Origin of the sequence: Burkholderia sp. ZZQ-2, assembly GCF_050768715.1 — a bacterium.
Classification (GTDB): domain Bacteria; phylum Pseudomonadota; class Gammaproteobacteria; order Burkholderiales; family Burkholderiaceae; genus Burkholderia; species Burkholderia cepacia.
On the sequence record NZ_LDVA01000184.1, the window covers coordinates 11,561 to 28,628 of the forward strand.

General features: G+C 66.4%; 17 protein-coding genes. 4 read left to right on the plus strand and 13 right to left on the minus strand.

Translation table 11 applies throughout. The features are described from left to right. Positions 1-14 precede the first annotated feature (14 nt). Positions 15-1,400, minus strand: coding sequence for an MFS transporter (locus ABY44_RS12315; protein WP_060173159.1), 1,386 nt, complete (start codon positions 1,398-1,400; stop codon positions 15-17). Positions 1,401-1,600: 200 nt separating this feature from the next. Between ABY44_RS12315 and ABY44_RS12320 the strand changes: the two genes are divergently transcribed. Beyond that, complete coding sequence (locus ABY44_RS12320; RefSeq protein ID WP_060173158.1) at positions 1,601-2,515, plus strand: LysR family transcriptional regulator; 915 nt, start codon at positions 1,601-1,603, stop codon at positions 2,513-2,515. Positions 2,516-2,625: 110 nt separating this feature from the next. Here the strand turns inward: ABY44_RS12320 and ABY44_RS12325 are convergent, their stop codons facing one another. The 5 genes from ABY44_RS12325 to ABY44_RS12345 all read right to left on the minus strand — a co-directional run bounded on the left by ABY44_RS12325 (position 2,626) and on the right by ABY44_RS12345 (position 7,540). Further along, complete coding sequence (locus tag ABY44_RS12325; protein ID WP_027791128.1) at positions 2,626-4,158, minus strand: amino acid permease; 1,533 nt, start codon at positions 4,156-4,158, stop codon at positions 2,626-2,628. 102 nt (positions 4,159-4,260) lie between these two features. Beyond that, a complete protein-coding gene (locus ABY44_RS12330) occupies positions 4,261-4,725 on the minus strand; it encodes an Lrp/AsnC family transcriptional regulator (protein WP_059684359.1) in 465 nt (154 codons plus the stop codon). A 98-nt stretch (positions 4,726-4,823) separates the two neighbouring features. Further along, on the minus strand, positions 4,824-5,582 hold the full coding sequence (locus ABY44_RS12335; RefSeq protein ID WP_060173157.1) for a dimethylarginine dimethylaminohydrolase family protein: 759 nt from the start codon (positions 5,580-5,582) through the stop codon (positions 4,824-4,826). Between the two features lie 207 nt (positions 5,583-5,789). Next, on the minus strand, positions 5,790-7,040 hold the full coding sequence (locus tag ABY44_RS12340) for a DUF1479 domain-containing protein (RefSeq protein WP_431641249.1): 1,251 nt from the start codon (positions 7,038-7,040) through the stop codon (positions 5,790-5,792). Between the two features lie 110 nt (positions 7,041-7,150). Beyond that, complete coding sequence (locus tag ABY44_RS12345; RefSeq protein ID WP_060173155.1) at positions 7,151-7,540, minus strand: VOC family protein; 390 nt, start codon at positions 7,538-7,540, stop codon at positions 7,151-7,153. A 72-nt stretch (positions 7,541-7,612) separates the two neighbouring features. Here ABY44_RS12345 and ABY44_RS12350 point away from each other — a divergent pair, with 72 nt between their 5' ends. Further along, complete coding sequence (locus ABY44_RS12350) at positions 7,613-8,578, plus strand: helix-turn-helix domain-containing protein (protein WP_060173154.1); 966 nt, start codon at positions 7,613-7,615, stop codon at positions 8,576-8,578. Positions 8,579-8,668: 90 nt separating this feature from the next. Here the strand turns inward: ABY44_RS12350 and gltA are convergent, their stop codons facing one another. The 7 genes from gltA to ABY44_RS12385 form a co-directional block, all read right to left on the minus strand. Beyond that, positions 8,669-9,970, minus strand: a complete 1,302-nt coding sequence (gene gltA, locus ABY44_RS12355) for a citrate synthase (RefSeq protein WP_049097329.1) — start codon at positions 9,968-9,970, stop codon at positions 8,669-8,671. A 66-nt stretch (positions 9,971-10,036) separates the two neighbouring features. After that, positions 10,037-10,309, minus strand: a complete 273-nt coding sequence (locus ABY44_RS12360; RefSeq protein WP_011548107.1) for a succinate dehydrogenase assembly factor 2 — start codon at positions 10,307-10,309, stop codon at positions 10,037-10,039. Between the two features lie 12 nt (positions 10,310-10,321). Next, complete coding sequence (locus ABY44_RS12365) at positions 10,322-11,023, minus strand: succinate dehydrogenase iron-sulfur subunit (protein WP_006479352.1); 702 nt, start codon at positions 11,021-11,023, stop codon at positions 10,322-10,324. Positions 11,024-11,044: 21 nt separating this feature from the next. Next, positions 11,045-12,820, minus strand: a complete 1,776-nt coding sequence (gene sdhA / locus ABY44_RS12370; protein WP_027791121.1) for a succinate dehydrogenase flavoprotein subunit — start codon at positions 12,818-12,820, stop codon at positions 11,045-11,047. Positions 12,821-12,823: 3 nt separating this feature from the next. Beyond that, positions 12,824-13,192: a succinate dehydrogenase, hydrophobic membrane anchor protein gene (gene sdhD, locus ABY44_RS12375; protein WP_011355745.1), complete on the minus strand. Its 369-nt coding sequence runs from the start codon at positions 13,190-13,192 to the stop codon at positions 12,824-12,826. A gap of 4 nt (positions 13,193-13,196) precedes the next feature. Next, the gene (gene sdhC, locus ABY44_RS12380) at positions 13,197-13,613 is read right to left on the minus strand and encodes a succinate dehydrogenase, cytochrome b556 subunit (RefSeq protein ID WP_021158703.1); all 417 of its coding nucleotides are present in this window, start codon (positions 13,611-13,613) and stop codon (positions 13,197-13,199) included. Between the two features lie 171 nt (positions 13,614-13,784). Continuing rightward, positions 13,785-14,609 (minus strand): GntR family transcriptional regulator, encoded by an 825-nt coding sequence (locus ABY44_RS12385; RefSeq protein ID WP_034196031.1) that lies wholly within the window; start codon positions 14,607-14,609, stop codon positions 13,785-13,787. Between the two features lie 288 nt (positions 14,610-14,897). Here ABY44_RS12385 and ABY44_RS12390 point away from each other — a divergent pair, with 288 nt between their 5' ends. Both ABY44_RS12390 and ABY44_RS12395 read left to right on the plus strand, forming a co-directional pair. Next, positions 14,898-15,884, plus strand: a complete 987-nt coding sequence (locus ABY44_RS12390) for a malate dehydrogenase (protein WP_027791119.1) — start codon at positions 14,898-14,900, stop codon at positions 15,882-15,884. 187 nt (positions 15,885-16,071) lie between these two features. Further along, the coding region (locus ABY44_RS12395) for an HpcH/HpaI aldolase/citrate lyase family protein (RefSeq protein ID WP_431641252.1) at positions 16,072-17,068 on the plus strand (997 nt) is incomplete at its 3' end.

The following is a 17,068-nucleotide window of genomic DNA, read 5'->3' on the forward strand; positions in this document are numbered from 1 at the left end:
AGGCTCTCAGGTTCTCACGAGTGGGATGAAACGGGTTGCGCGACCGGCGCACGGTATGCGGGAAGCCGCGCAATCAGGCCCAGCGGCAGCAACGTCAGCAGCACCGCCAGCCCGAAGCACCAGCGGTACGGCGCGAGCGACGGCCCGCCCGCGTCGAACGCCAGCAACGCATTGAGTGCGCTGCCGAGCAGGGCCACGCCGACGCAGAAGCTCAACTGGCGGTTGATGTTCCACAGCGCGCTCGCGTCGCCCATCCGGTCGGCAGGCACATCGACGAACGCCGCGCTTTGCGACGTGCTCGTGCACAGGCTCGCGCCGAACCCCATCGCCGCGAATGCCGCGATACGCACGGCTTCGACGCCGGCCCAGGGGGTCGCGAGCAGTGCGATGCCGACGCAATCGATCGCGATGCCGCTCGCGAACAAGGGTTTCGCGCCGTGGCGCGCGAAGCAGCGGCGCGTGGTCGCGATCGCGAAGCACGCCGCGATCGCCCACGGCAGCATCAGCGCGCCGGCATGCGCGGCGCTCAACCCGAGCGCGTTCTGCAGATAGAGCGACGCGACGAGGTTGACGCCCGTGAAGATGCCCGGCACGCACAGATAGACCACCACGCCGGTTCGCAGCAGCGGCTGGGCGAGCAGTCGCAGGTCGACGACCGGCGACAGGGCGCGACGCGCATGCGCCGCATAGCCTGCGCCTGCCGCGCTCGCGACGGCCAGCATCGCGAGCGGGAATGCCGCGCCGCCTGGCTGCCCCGCGGCGGTCAGCCCGAGCAGCAACGCGACGAGCGTGACCGCACTCAGGCCGAGCCCCGGCCAGTCGAGCCGCGGCGGCCGGTCGCGCGCGCCGTCGCGCGGCAGCCATGCGAACGCGAGCGCGCAGGTCGCGGCCGCGATCGGCAACATCGCGAAGAAGATCGCGCGCCACGAACCGCGATCGACGATCGCCCCGCCGACCGCCGGCGACAACGCCGGCACGAGCAGCGCGACCATCATCACGACCGACGTGAGCCGCGCCCGCGCCTGCGGCGGATACGCGCGATAGGCCATCGTCTGCCCGACCGGAATCAGCAGCCCGCCGCCGAGCCCCTGGACCAGCCGCCACGCGAGCAGCGTCTCGATCGACGGCGACGCGCCGACGCCGGCACTGCCGAGCCCGAACAGCAGCAGCGATGCGGCGAACACGCGCCGCTCGCCGCAGCGGCGCGCGAGCCACGTGCCGAACGGAATCACGACGGTCAGGCCGAGCACGTACATGTTGCCGACCCACGCAAGCTGCGCGACCGACGCGTGCAGCTCGCGCTGCAGCGCCGGATACGCGGCGTTCAGCATGAACATGTTCGCGAGGTCGATCGCGAAGCCGAACAGGTAGACGGCGGCGATTCTGGAACGGTCTGGCATGGCGGCGGGAACATCACGAAACGCCGCAGTGTAGAAGCCGGCACGCGTATCGGTAAGCGGCCGGATGCGACGAGTCCCGTCGCAATTTTTTGACAATCGGATCGCGCCGCCCCGACGCCGTAGCGCCGCAACGCCGCGCGGCCGCACATTCGGGTACCCTTCGAGCGATCCAACAGCCAGACAGGACCCACGCCCCAACCATGGTGAGCCTCGATCGTTTCGCCGTTTTCCGTGCCGTGGTCGAAGCCGGTTCGTTCACGGCCGCCGCCACCACACTGAACCAGGCGCGGGCGGCCGTCAGTTTCAACGTGAAGCAGCTCGAAGCCGAGCTCGGCGTCACGCTGCTCACGCGCACGACCCGGCGTGTCGAGCTGACCGACGCCGGCGAGCGCTTCTACCAGCGCTGCCTGCGCGTGCTCGACGAAGCCGAAGGCGCGATCGACGAGGTGCGCGGCGAGCATGGCGGGATGCAGGGCATGCTGCGCGTGACGTCGACGGTCGAGTATGCGGCGCGCGTCCTCGCACCGATGCTGCATGCGTTCACCGCGCAGCATCCCGCGTTACGCGTGCGGCTCGAAACGCATACGTCGCAGGCCGATCTCGTGCGCGACCGCTTCGACGTCGCGATCCGGCTCGGACGCCACGAGCACTTTCGCGACCTGCCCTATCGCGGCGTCTGCCTCGCCACCTACGACGTACTCGCCGTGATGGCGCCCGACCTGCCGGCTAAGGCCGGGCGCCCGAAACCGGCGTCGCCCGACGAGCTCGCCCGCCTGCCGCAGCTCGGCCACAGCCGGCTCGAGCGGATCGCCGAATGGACGCTCACCGATCGCGCGGGCAACGAACATGCATTTCGACCGGCCGCGAAGCCTCGCGTCGTCGTCGACAACGCATCGGTGTTGAGTGAACTCGCGCGCCAGGGCAGCGGCGTCGCGCTGCTGCCCGAATGGCTCGTGCGCGACGATCTCGAAAGCGGCACGCTGGTCGATGCGCTGCCCGCGTACAGGTTTCCGCAGCAGAACGTCTACGCGCTGTACGTCGCGACGCGGCACGTGCCGCAGAAAGTGCGCGCGTGGGTGGACTTCATGAAGGCGCGGTTGCAGCACGCGCACTGAGCGCGGTTTGCGTGCGCCGCCGCGCGCGGGCCGTCGCAGCGGAGCCGGCCGTCCGATACGACCGGCTTCCGTTGCCGCGCTTTCGGCACCGCGCCTTCAATACCGACAAGTCAGTGCGGGTGCCCGTGCTGCGTGGCCGCCGCATCGACGGCCTCGACCGAGCGCGTCAGCCACGGCCCGATGTCCATCTCCTCGTAGCGCACGAGCCGGCTCTTGCGCGCCCGGCGATATGCCCACCAGATCGCGACGAACAGCGGAATCCACACGTAGATCGACAGCACTTCCATCCAGTCGATGCGGGCCGCGAAGAACGCCTGGTAATCCTGCCCGAGCGAGATCACGATGCAGATCGCGATCGCGAACAGCGGCCCGAATGGGAACCATTTCGCGCGGTACGGCAGCTGATCGAGCCGGTAGCCCTGCTTCAGGAACCCCTTGCGGAACCGGTAATGGCAGACCGCGATGCCGAGCCACGCGATGAAACCCGTGATGCCGACCGTGTTCAGCAGCCACAGATAGATGCTCTGGTTGTTGGTCAGCGACGTGAGGAAGCACAGCCCGCCGACGGCCATCGTCGCGTACAGCGCGTTGCGCGGCACGCCGCCCGGCGACAGCGTCGCGAACATCGCCGGTGCGCGCCCTTCCGCAGCAAGGTTGTACAGCATCCGCGTCGCCGCATAGGTGCCGGAGTTGCCGGCCGACAGCACGGCCGTCAGGATCACGAGATTCATGGCGCCGGCGGCGAGCCGGAAACCGGCATGGCTGAACACCAGCGTGAACGGGCTCACGCCGATGTCGGTCACGTCGCTCTTCAACAGGTTCGGGTCCGTGTACGGCACCAGCAGGCCGATCACGAAGATCGCGAACACGTAGAACAGCATGATTCGCCAGAAAATCTGCTTCACCGCGCGCGGGATCGTCTTGCGCGGATTCTCCGATTCGCCGGCGGTGATCCCGACCAGCTCGGTGCCGAGGAACGAGAATCCCGCGATCAGCGCGACGCTCATCATCGCGTGCACGCCGCCGACAAACGGCGCGTCGCCGGTCGTGAAGTTGCGCAAGCCGACCGGATGCCCGTTCCCGATCAGGCCGGCGGCGATCAGCAGCCCGGCCGCGATGAACGCGACCACGGTCACGACCTTGATCAGCGAGAACCAGTATTCCGATTCGCCGAAGCCGCGCACCGACAGCGTATTCAGCAGGAAGATCAGCACGAGGAAGCCCGCGCCCCACCAGATGCCGGGTATGGTCGGAAACCAGTAGCGCATCACGATCTGCGCGGCGACCAGCTCGATCGCGATCGTCACGGCCCAGCTGTACCAGTAGGTCCAGCCGAGCGCGACGCCGAAGCCTTCGTCGACGTACTTCTCGCCGTAGATCGCAAACGACCCCGACACCGGCATCAGCGCGGCCATCTCGCCGAGGCCCGTGACGACGAAGTACACCATCAGCCCGATCGCGATATACGCGGCGATCGCGCCGCCCGGCCCCGCCTGCGCGACCGACGCGCCCGACGCGACGAACAGCCCCGTGCCGATCGAGCCGCCGATCGCGATCATCGCGATGTGGCGGCCCTGCAGACGGCGCTTCAGCGTCGTTCCCGACGGCGCGGCCGTCTCCACTGCCGCTTGCATAGCATCCATAGTGTTCACCCTGATTGGATTCGGGCCGGACAATTTGATTCGGAATACAAATCGTCAGGCCCGGTCATTCGCGTCGAAACCGGCCCTTCCCGGCCGGCCGCCTCACACGACGGTGCGCTTGATCGCCTGCAGTTCGGCCGTCGTCACGATCTTCTCGATCCGGAATCGCGGGCTTTCCAGCCACACGTTCGCAATCCGCCGGTACTCGTCGAGATCCTCGCACGCGAGCCGTACGAGAAAATCGAACGTGCCGCTCACGAGCCAGCAATCGAGCACGGCCGGATTCGCACGCATCTCGTCTTCGAACGGCGCCTGCGAACGCCCGTGGTCGGCCAGCACGATCTGCGCGATCACGACGATCGGCTTGGTCGCGCGCGGCGCCTTGATCACCGCACGGTAGCCCTCGATCACGCCGAGCGCCTCGAGCCGCTCCACGCGCGCCTGGCAAGGCCGCGGCGTGAGGTTCACGAGCTCCGACAGCTTCCGGTAGGAAATGCGCCCGTCGGTACGCAGGATGTCGAGGATCCGGAGATCGATCTTGTCGAGCTGCATCTTCTTGTCGGTCATCCGCGTTCGCTCCGGTCGGGTCGTGGCTGGTGCGCGGAACGTTTCCTGTTCCGCGCGGGGGCCACATTATCCGGCCGAAGCGGCCGCGCGCCAATCGGCTAGAACCGCAGCGACAGGCAGGTCAGGCCGCCGTCCATCTTGCGGAACTCGCTCGTATCGATCACGTGCAGCGGCAGCCCGAGCGACGCGATCGCGTCGTGCACGCGCGGGTAGCCGGCCGGCGTGATCAGCGTGCCGTTCACGCGCAGCGTGTTGCCCGCGTATTCGTCGGCGGCCGAGATCGCGATCCGGCGATAGTCGGCGAATGCCGGATGCGCGGCCAGCGCTTCGGTCACGAGCAGCGTGTCGTCGCCGAGCGCGTTGACGACCGACTTCAGATGCAGGCCGGCGCCCACCGGCACCGCGACGACCGAATAGCCGTAGCGCGACACGAGCGATTCGAACGCGGCGATGCCTTCGGCGTCGGTACGGCCCGTCAGGCCGATGTAGAAGCGCTTGCCGACCAGCATCACGTCGCCGCCGTCGAGACGGCCGTCCTGCATCGGCAGCAGGTCGCGATGCGCGGCGAGCGCCGTTTCGATGTGCGCCGTCTCGCCGCGCCGGGCGGGCGCACCGGGGCGCGTGATCACCGCGAATTCCGGTGTCACGACCGCGACGTCCTCGACGAAGTGCGAATCGGGAAACGCGTCCAGCGGCGGCAGTTCGGTCAGCTCGACGCCGAGCGTGCGCAGCGCGTCGCAGTATGCGTGGAACTGCGTGAGCGTCTTGTCGTAGTCGGGCGCGCCGAGCTCGGCAGTGGTCAGGCCCGCGCCACAGGACGGCGCGGGGCGGCGAACGATCGCTTGCGTGAATTGCATCGACTCCTCCATGGTCAGCGCCACACCCGTGCGGCACACGGGGCGGCTGCGTTGTGTCCGGACCATTATCGGAAGCCAAATTGCGCAATTCGCGTCGATTTCGGCTGCGCAGACAGCCGATTGCGTCGAATTGCGCGCAGCCCGCAGCGGATTCGGCAGACGGCCGTTCACCGCGTGGCGAACGGCCGCTTTCCCGTGCGACGCGGGCTAAGCGCCCGGCCCGAACCCCATCTGCGAACGGCCGAGCGCCGAGAGATCGCCCTCCCCGCCCCGTCCGTCGAATTCGACCTCGAAATGGTCGGCCGGGAAATCGGGCGGGCTCTCGCCGCGCAGGAACGCGGCCCGCTGGCGCAGCAGGTACGCGTCGTTCTTCGCGCAACCGGGCGCGGCCGCGATGTACATCACGTTGCTGTCGCCGCTGCCGCGGTGCGCATCCTCGACCGCGTGCACGACGTCGCCGTGCCAGAACACCGCGTCGCCCGGCTCCATGTGCGGGATCGGCACCAGCGCATCGAGCAACAGTGCGTGCCATTCGGGCCGGATCGACAGCGCGCGACCCGGACGCACGCCGCACAGGTCGTCGTCGGCGACATCGTCCTGCAGCGCGCGCAGCACGACATAGGCCATCGCGTTCGCAACCGGGATCAACTGCAGCGTGCCGTCGCCCGGCCCCTGCGGCGTGAGCGCGGTCCAGCCCTGGAACGTGCGGAACATCGAGCACACGGCCGGCGACGGAATCTCCTCGACGTCCGGACGGAACGCTGCATCGAACGGGTCGTAATCGCGCCAGCGGCCGGCCAGCACGTGACGGTAGACCTGGCGGAAGTTCGCGCCGAGCCAGCGTTCGACGGAACCGCCGTCGACATGCGGCGACAGCCCGAGCGACGTCGAGCCGGGCGGGCGGCGGCGAATCCGGTCCGCATAGGCCGGCACCTGGTCGGGATCGAAGTGCGTACGCCCGCCGTCGGCGTGCCGCCACAGGCGGTTCAGGAACACGCGCGCCTGCGTCAGTGCCGGCGACTGGCGCGCAGCCACCTGCGGCTTCGACCAATAAACGCCGTAGATCTGCGGCTTGCCCGACGCAAGGTTGCCGAAATAGCGATCCTCGGCGCGCGCATCGAGCCGCTCGGTGAAGCGGTTCGCGTCCAGGTACGCGCCGATCTCGTCGTTCCAGTCGCGCGCCTGCCGCGCATCGAATACGCGACGAATCACGACCGCGCCATGCGTGCGGATCGCTGCCACCGCGCGCGGATCGACGGTCCCGCCCGCGATGTCCGCGAACGGCACCACCGGAATCACGTCGTGACCATGCGCATGCGCGCGGCGGATCGCGTCGACCTGCCGCGCGATGTCGCCCTCCAGCTCGCGAAACGTGGCCGCATAACCGGGCAGGTCGGCGCGCAGCCGCTTTTTGGCGTCGCGAATCGCCGCAGGCAGGTCGTCAATCGTCAGTTGCATCGTGGTCTCCTCGCTGACAGGTGTCGTGATGTGCCGTCAGCGTACGGCCGGTGCGCAGCCGAGATCACCGTTATCCGGCCAACTATCGATACAATCCTGACAACCCTGGATCACTCGGGACGATGACAGACCACGCACAGCTTGTTGCCGTCCGGATCGCGGAAATAGGCGCCGTAGTAATCGCGGTGATAGTCCGGCCGCAGGCCCGGCGGCCCTTCGCAGGTGCCGCCGTGGCGCAGCGCGAGCGCGTGGCAGCGATCGACGTGCGCGCGCGTCGGCGCGACGAACGCGATCGTGTGGCCGTTGCCCGGTTCGGGCGCGCGGCCGTCGAGCGGCTGGCCGAAGAAGAACAGCGGCCGGTCGGCGTCGGCCGGCATCCAGCCCGTCCAGCCGTCCGGCTCGCGGAATTTCAGGCGCAGCCCGAGTTCCGCGAACAGCGGCGCGTAGAAATCGTAGGCGCGTGAGGTATCGCTGACGCCCACGCAAACATGTGAAAACATGGCATTGCTCCGTCGTGACGATCGCCCTCGATCATGCCATGGCGCGATGCCCGCCCTCTCCCGGAGGCCGCGATGAAACCGCAGTACGAGCACGTGACGTTCGCCCCCGGCTGTTCGATCCGTGTCTATCACCGCCAGCTCGCGCGCATTCCGTTCGAATGGCATCGCCATCCCGAGTACGAACTGACGCTGACGTTCAACAGCCGCGGCCGGCGCTTCATCGGCGATCACGTCGCGCACTACGCAGACGACGACCTGGTGCTCGTGCCGCCCAACCTGCCGCATACCTGGTCGTCGAACGCGCGCATCGATCGCGATGCGCCCGAGGTCGCGGTCGTCATCTGGTTCGACGGCGACTGGGTGCGGCGGCTGGCCGACTGCTGCCCCGAATACGCGCCGCTGCGTTCGCTGCTGCGGCGTGCCGCATCGGGCCTGCGCTTCGACACGGACACAGCCCGCGCGATGCGGGCGCGGCTGCCGCACTTGCTCGATCCGTCGCCGCGCGCCAGGCTCGCGGCCGCGCTCGACACGCTCGCCGATCTCGCGGAAGCCGGCGGCGAGCCGCTCGCCACCGCGCACGCGTACGACCGGAGCGAACGCACGACACCGCACGCCGATTCGGCCGCCCCCGAAGCGGAGCGCCTCGACCGCGTGCTCGACGCGATCGACCGGCACTTCCACGAACCGCTGCGCATCGACGCGCTTGCCGCCGCTGCGCACATGTCCGAACGCACGCTGCAGCGCCTGTTCGTCCGGCATCTCGGCGAAAGCGTCGGGCGCTACGTGCAGCGGCTGCGGCTCGCGCACGCGTGCCGTCATCTCGTCGGCACCGACTGGCCGATCGCGACCGTGGCCGCGCGCTGCGGCATTCCGAATGCCGCGAACTTCAACCGCCAGTTCCTCGCCGCACGCGGGATGACGCCCGGCGCCTACCGGCAGTTCTTCGTGCGGCACGGCCACGCGCCCGATGACGACGCGCCCGCACTCGACACACGCCCGCCGTCGCTGGAGCATCGCGCCGATCCGGCGCGCAAATGAAAACACCCCGACGGGATGACCCGTCGGGGTGTCGTGGCGTTGCGATTGCCCGACGCGAGCGGCCTGCCGGCCGTTCGCGCCACACACGGCTTAACGTGCGTTGAGCGGCTTCGCTTCGCGCGGCGTATCGCCGATGAACAGCTGACGCGGACGGCCGATCTTCTGCTCCGGATCGCCGATCATTTCGTTCCACTGTGCGATCCAGCCGACCGTACGTGCCATCGCGAAGATACACGTGAACATCGACGTCGGGATGCCCAGCGCGCGCTGAACGATGCCCGAGTAGAAGTCGACGTTCGGGTACAGCTTGCGCGACACGAAGTATTCGTCTTCCAGCGCGATCTTCTCGAGCTGCATCGCGAGCTTGAACAGCGGGTCGTCGTGCAGGCCCAGTTCGTTCAGCACTTCGTAGCACGTTTCGCGCATCAGCTTCGCACGCGGGTCGTAGTTCTTGTACACGCGGTGACCGAAGCCCATCAGCTTCACGCCCGAATTCTTGTCCTTCACCTGCTTGATGAATTCGGGGATGTTGTCCGGCGAACCGATCTGCTCGAGCATGTTCAGCGCGGCTTCGTTCGCGCCACCGTGCGCCGGGCCCCACAGACACGCGATACCGGCCGCGATACATGCGAACGGGTTCGCGCCCGACGAGCCGGCCAGGCGGACGGTCGACGTCGATGCGTTCTGCTCGTGGTCGGCGTGCAGGATCAGGATACGGTCGAGTGCGCGGACGAGCACGTCGTTGACCTTGTACTCTTCGCACGGGTTCGAGAACATCATGTGCATGAAGTTCGCGCTGTACGACAGCGAGTTCTTCGGATACACGAACGGCTGGCCGATGCTGTACTTGTAGGCCATCGCGACGAGCGTCGGCAGCTTCGCGATCATGCGGATCGCCGACACTTCACGGTGACGCGGATCGTTGATGTCGAGCGAGTCGTGGTAGAACGCCGACAGCGCGCCGACTGCGGCGACCAGGATCGCCATCGGGTGTGCGTCGCGGCGGAAGCCACGGAAGAAGAAGTGCATCTGCTCGTGCACCATCGTGTGCTTCGTGACGGTGTCGACGAATTCCTTCTTCTGCGCTGCGTTCGGCAGTTCACCCTTCAGCAGCAGGTAGCAGCTTTCGAGGAAGTCCGCGTTTTGCGCGAGGTTGTCGATCGGGTAGCCGCGGTACAGCAGCTCGCCCTTGTCGCCGTCGATGTACGTGATCGCCGAATTACAAGCTGCCGTCGACATGAAGCCCGGGTCGTACGTGAACTTGCCGGTCTGGCCGTACAGCTTGCGGATGTCGATCACGTCCGGGCCCATCGTGCCCTTGTAGATCGGCATTTCGACGCTCGGAGAGTTGTCGCTGAACGATAGCGTGGCTTTAACATCAGACGGAGTCATGGCACATCCTCAATCGAAATAAAGAAACGGGATTCGATAACGGGCACAACGTGTCACACCTTGGCGTTACACGTTGCGCAGCATCTCCAACAGCCGGTGAATGTCCGGGCTGTCTAGGTCGCCTTCTGGTTCCTTGCGCGCGAGGAGCAAGTCCATCAGGTCGTTGTCGCTCAGATCGAGCAGGCGCGACAACGCGCCTACGTCTGCATCGGTGAGGTCATGCTCGTATCTGCCGAAGAAACGCTCGAATACGATGTCGTTTTCCAGCAGACCCCGCCGCGCGCGCCAGCGAAGGCGCGCGCGACGGTGCGGGTCGGATTGATGCGAATCGTCGCTCATTGCAGCCCGGCCTTAAACCGCGCGGCGGACCATCAGTTCCTTGATCTTGCCGATCGCCTTCGTCGGGTTCAGGCCCTTCGGGCAAACGTCGACGCAGTTCATGATCGTGTGGCAACGGAACAGACGGTACGGGTCTTCCAGGTTGTCGAGACGCTCGCCGGTAGCGGTGTCGCGGCTGTCCGCGATGAAGCGGTAAGCCTGCAGCAGGCCGGCCGGGCCGACGAATTTGTCCGGGTTCCACCAGAAGCTCGGGCACGACGTCGAGCAGCTCGCGCACAGAATGCACTCGTACACGCCGTCGAGCTCGTCGCGTTCTTCCGGCGACTGGAGGCGTTCCTTCTCCGGCGGCGGCGCGTCGTTGATCAGGTACGGCTTGATCGAGTGGTACTGGTTGAAGAAGTGCGTCATGTCGACGATCAGGTCGCGCACGACGGGCAGGCCCGGCAGCGGACGCAGCACGATCTTCTGCGGCAGGTCGTTCAGGTTCGTCAGGCACGCGAGACCGTTCTTGCCGTTGATGTTCATCGCGTCCGAACCGCACACGCCTTCACGGCACGAACGGCGGAACGACAGCGTCTCGTCCAGTGCCTTCAGCTTCACCAGTGCGTCGAGCAGCATGCGCTCATGCTGGATCTCGAGCTCGTACGTCTGCATGCGCGGCGCTGCGTCCTTGTCCGGATCGTAGCGGTAGACTTCAAAAATGCGTTTTGCCATTTCGGATTCCTTTGACTCGGCTTAGAACGTGCGCGGCTTCGGCGGCACGGAGTCGACCGTCAGCGGCTTCATTTGAACCGGCTTGTAGTCGAGGCGATCGCCTTCGCTGTACCACAGCGTGTGGCGCAGCCAGTTCTCGTCGTCGCGGTGTTCGTAGTCGCTGTGTGCGTGCGCGCCACGGCTTTCCTTGCGCGCTTCCGCCGACACCATCGTGGCGCGGGCCACTTCGATCAGGTTCTCCAGCTCGAGCGCTTCGACGCGCGCGGTGTTGAACACCTTCGACTTGTCCTTCAGGTGGATGTTTTCCACGCGCGCCTTCAGGCCGGCCATCTGGTCGACGCCTTCCTTCAGCAGCTCCGACGTGCGGAACACGCCTGCGTGCTTCTGCATCGTCGAACGGATGTCGTTCGCGACGTCCTGCGTGTATTCGCCCGAGGTCGACTTGTCCAGCTTCGCCAGGCGCGCCAGCGAGAATTCGCCTGCATCGGCCGGCAGCGGCTTGTGTTCCTTCTGGTTCTTCACGTGCTCGACGATGTGGTTGCCGGCCGCACGGCCGAACACCACGAGGTCCAGCAGCGAGTTCGTGCCGAGGCGGTTTGCGCCGTGCACGGACACGCACGAGCATTCGCCCACTGCGTAGAAGCCGTTGACCGGATCCTTGTGACCGCGCGACGTGCCGACGACCTGGCCGTGGATGTTGGTCGGGATGCCGCCCATCTGGTAGTGGATCGTCGGGACGACCGGGATCGGTTCCTTGATCGCGTCGACGTTCGCGAACTTCAGCGCGATTTCGCGGATCGACGGCAGACGCTTCATGATCGTCTCGGCGCCGATGTGCGACAGGTCGAGCAGCACGTGATCCTTGTTCGGCCCCACGCCGCGGCCTTCCTTGATTTCCTGGTCCATCGAGCGCGACACGAAGTCACGCGGCGCCAGATCCTTCAGCGTCGGTGCATAGCGCTCCATGAAGCGCTCGCCGTTCGCGTTGCGCAGGATACCGCCTTCACCACGCACGCCTTCGGTGATCAGCACGCCCGCGCCGGCCACGCCGGTCGGGTGGAACTGCCAGAACTCCATGTCCTGCAGCGCGATGCCCGAACGCGCAGCCATGCCGAGGCCGTCGCCGGTGTTGATGAACGCGTTGGTCGATGCCGCGAAGATCCGGCCTGCGCCGCCCGTCGCGAACAGCGTCGTCTTGCCTTCCATGATGTAGACGTCGCCCGTCTCCATCTCGAGGGCCGTCACGCCGAGCACGTCGCCGTCCGCGTCGCGGATCAGGTCGAGCGCCATCCATTCGACGAAGAACTGCGTCTTCGCTTCGACGTTCTGCTGGTACAGCGTGTGCAGCAGCGCGTGACCGGTCCGGTCGGCGGCCGCGCATGCGCGCTGGACCGGCTTCTCGCCGTAGTTCGCGGTGTGGCCGCCGAACGGGCGCTGGTAGATCGTGCCGTCCGCGTTGCGGTCGAACGGCATGCCGAAGTGCTCGAGTTCGTACACGACGTTCGGCGCTTCACGGCACATGAACTCGATCGCGTCCTGGTCGCCGAGCCAGTCGGAGCCCTTGATCGTGTCGTAGAAGTGGAAGTGCCAGTTGTCTTCGCTCATGTTGCCGAGCGACGCACCGATACCGCCCTGCGCGGCCACCGTGTGCGAACGCGTCGGGAACACCTTCGACAGCACGCCGACCGACAGGCCCGCGCGCGACAGTTGCAGCGCTGCGCGCAAGCCGGAGCCGCCCGCGCCGACGATCACGACGTCAAACTTGCGGCGCGGGAGATTAGTTTTGATTGCAGCCATTCTTTACACTCTCCAGAGAATCTGCGCGGCGTAGCCCGCACATGCGAGCAGCCAGACGATGGTCAGCGATTGCAGCAGCAGGCGCACACCGACGGGCTTCACGTAGTCCATCCAGATGTCGCGCACGCCGACCCATGCGTGGTAGAAGAGGGAAAGCAGCATCACGAAGGTCGCGAGCTTCATCCATTGCGCGGCGAAGATCGATGCCCAGCCTTCGTACGAGAAATCGTGCGCGCCGAAGAACAGGACGAGCAGAATGACCGTGTAGACCGCCATGATCGTGGCGGTGATGCGCTGCGCAAGCCAGTCGCGCAGGCCGTAATGTGCGCCGACGACGAGGCGCTTCGAGCCGATTCGGTTATTGGCTGCCATTTTCTTAGAATGCTCCGAACAGTTTGAGTGCCATGGCGATCGTCAGCGCGATCGAGACGACAAAGACGACGACTGCCGTCCGCTTGCCGCCTTCCTTCGTGACGGCGTCGTGGTTGACGTCCATCAGCAGGTGGCGAATGCCGGCGCAGAAATGGTGGAAGAAGGCCCACGACAGTGCGAGGACGATCAGCTTGACGATGATGTTGGAGAGGAAAGCCTTGAAGACTTCGAAGCTGAGCTCGGACGTGAGGCTCTGGTCGAAGAGGAACAGCAGGAACGGCAGGAACAAGAACAGCAGCGCGCCGCTGACTCGATGGAGAATCGACAATATCGCCGCCAGCGGCATGCGATATTTCATCGTGATATCGGCGAATCCGATGTTCCGGTATTCCGGCCTCGGCTTTCTTACTGCATCAGTCATGCTAGACCCCTACTATGTTGTCACACTAATCCGCGATTTTAGCGCCTTTTTATATCGCGCTGCAGCGAAAGTCTGCTCTGGATAGTTGCGCGAACTAGAACAAAAGGCGGCCCGAAACGTGCTTCGCGAGCGTGGGAAACGCGAACGCACTCGGCTTGAGCCGAAACTCCGTCAACTCAAGTCATTCTGATAGTAGTACCCGGTTGTGACATACCAGCCGCGACGCACCTCCACCGGCCGGTCACCATATGTATAGGACACGCGCTCGACCGACAGCAACGGAAAACCCGCCGGCACGTGCAGCAGGTCCGCCACCGCCGGCTCCGCCGCCACCGCGCGGATCTTCTCCGTCGCGCGAATCATCCGCGTGCCGAACTCCGTCTCGAACATCGCGTAGAGCGGCCCCTTGTACTCGCTCAGCCGCTCGAACGTGAGCCCGCGGAACATCGCACCCGGCAGCCAGATCTCGTCAAGCACCGTCACTTCGTTCTCGAACTCCAGCAGCCGGCGCACCTGCACGACCGGATCGGCCGGCTTCAGGTCGAGCTGCCGCGCGATCTCGGCCGGCGCGCGCAGGCGCCGGCATTCGAGCAGGCGGCTCACGTGCGGATGCTCGGCACCGTCGTCGGCCAGCAGGCGCAGGAAGCGGAACTGCGCGCGATCTTCATTGTGCGTCGCAACAAAAGTACCCTTGCCCTGCCGCCGGACCACGAGGTTTTCCGCGGCCAGTTCGTCAATCGCCTTGCGGACGGTGCCCTGGCTGACCTTGTAGCGGGCCGCGAGCTCCACCTCGCTCGGGATGATCTCGCCCGGCTTCCATTCACCGGATTCGAGACTTTGCGTGATCAATGACTTAATCTGCTGGTATAACGGGCTGAACGTCGGCGACGGCGGCGCCGCAGGCGAAGGTGCGGGATCGCTCGCGCCCGGCTGCCCTGGGCCGCCTGCGCCGGTCTGATTCGCGGTATTCGCCTGGTTCGATGTCATGGCGCGCATTTCATCACAAACCGCACTTTTTCGTCCACTCAATTTCCGCAAAACATCTGTCTTATATAAGACATATGATACCGTTTGACTTTGCGCGTGACGGCTCCTACACTCCCGGTCGAGCAAGGGTTCGCGGGTGCAAAAGCGCGTCCCCGGCTACGTGCCACGGCCGTCTCCAGGTTCACCGCGTCTGCCATCGCGAGTCCTCCGCCCTGCTTCAATGCAACGCTACGCACAACGCGCATAGAATGGCGTTTTCGCTAGCGTCCAACGCTTCACCCGTCCTGGAGATTTTCAATGGCTAAGCCCGCAAAGCGCGTTGCCGTCACCGGCGCCGCAGGTCAAATCGCTTACTCCCTGCTGTTCCGCATCGCGAACGGCGACCTGCTCGGCAAGGACCAGCCGGTCATCCTGCAACTGCTCGACCTCCCGCAAGCCCAAGCCGCCGTCAAAGGCGTCGTGATGGAACTCGACGATTGCGCGTTCCCGCTGCTGGCGGGCGTCGTGATCACCGACGATCCGAAGGTCGCATTCAAGGATGCCGACGTCGCACTGCTGGTCGGCGCACGTCCGCGCTCGAAGGGCATGGAGCGCAAGGACCTGCTGTCGGCAAACGCTGAAATCTTCACGGTTCAGGGTGCTGCGCTGAACGAAGTCGCCAGCCGCGACGTGAAGGTCCTGGTCGTCGGCAACCCGGCGAACACGAACGCATACATCGCGATGAAGTCGGCGCCGGATCTGCCGAAGAAGAACTTCACGGCAATGCTGCGCCTCGACCACAACCGCGCGCTGTCGCAGCTCGCAGCGAAGTCGGGCAAGCCGGTCGCATCGATCGAGAAGCTCGCCGTGTGGGGCAACCACTCGCCGACGATGTACCCCGACTTCCGCTTCGCGACCGCCGAAGGCGAATCGCTGCTGAAGCTGATCAACGACGACGTGTGGAACCGCGACACGTTCATCCCGACCGTCGGCAAGCGCGGCGCGGCGATCATCGAAGCGCGCGGCCTGTCGTCGGCGGCGTCGGCAGCCAACGCGGCGATCGACCACGTGCGTGACTGGGTCCTCGGCACGAACGGCAAGTGGGTCACGATGGGCATCCCGTCGGACGGCTCGTACGGCATTCCCGAAGACATCATCTACGGCGTGCCGGTCGTGTGCGAAAACGGCGAGTACAAGCGCATCGAAGGCCTGGAAATCGACGCCTTCTCGCGCGAGAAGATGGACGGCACGCTGGCCGAGCTGCTCGAAGAGCGCGATGGCGTTGCCCACCTGCTGAAGAACTAAGCATCACGTGCCTTTGCCGGGCGGCTCTCGGGCCGCCCGGTTCCGGCCCGGGCCGGCGCCAGCCGCCGGCCCTGCCGAACGATCCGATCCGCGCCCGTTTTGCCGCCCCGCGCCCGCCGCGCACCGGCCCAGAACGCGCCCGAATCCGATTTTCTCCACGTTGACCCGCTTCCCTGACGTAGACGAGATGGCTGCGCTCACTCCTGCACAAGTGCTGTACGACGGGGCGTCCCCGCCCGCGGTCCTGCCCTGTTGCGATCACTACGCGGGCAGCGAAAAGCTGATGCGCAAGTCGCTCGCGCTGCAGGCCGAAACGGGCCCCGTGTTCGACATCACGCTCGACTGCGAAGACGGCGCGGCCGTCGGCCAGGAAGCCGCGCACGCGGCACTCGTCGCCGACATGCTCGGCAGCGACGAAAACCGCTTCGGCCGCGTCGGCGTCCGCATCCACGACTTTTCCCATCCGCACTGGCGCGACGACGTGCGCATCGTGCTGCGCGCGTCGCGCGCACCCGCCTACATCACGCTCCCGAAGATCGCGAGTGCCGCCGACGCAGCCGAAATGACCGCGTTCATCGAAGGCACGCGCCGCGAGCTCGGCATCGCGCAGCCGATCCCGGTCGACGTGCTGGTCGAGACGCACGGCGCGCTCGCGCAGGCGGCCGCCCTCGCCGCGCTGCCGACGGTCGGCACGCTGAGCTTCGGGCTGATGGATTTCGTCTCCGCGCACCATGGCGCGATTCCCGATGCCGCGATGCGCTCGCCCGGCCAGTTCGAGCACCCGCTCGTGCGCCGCGCGAAGCTGGAAATCGCCGCGGCCTGCCACGCGCACGGCAAGACGCCGTCGCACAACGTGACGACCGAGGTGCGCGACATGAGCGTCGTCGCCGCCGATGCCCGCCGCGCGCGCGACGAATTCGCCTTCACGCGGATGTGGAGCATCCACCCCGCGCAGATCCGCCCGATCGTCGACGCATTCGCGCCGCGTACCGACGAGGTCGCGCTGGCCGCCGAGATCCTGCTGGCCGCGCAGGCCGCCGACTGGGGGCCGACGCGCCACGGTGATACGCTGCACGATCGCGCGAGCTACCGGTATTACTGGTCGGTGCTGCGCCGCGCGCGGGCCACCGGCCAGCCCGTACCGGCCGAGGCCGCGCCGCTGTTCGGCCCGGCCGCCGCGGGCA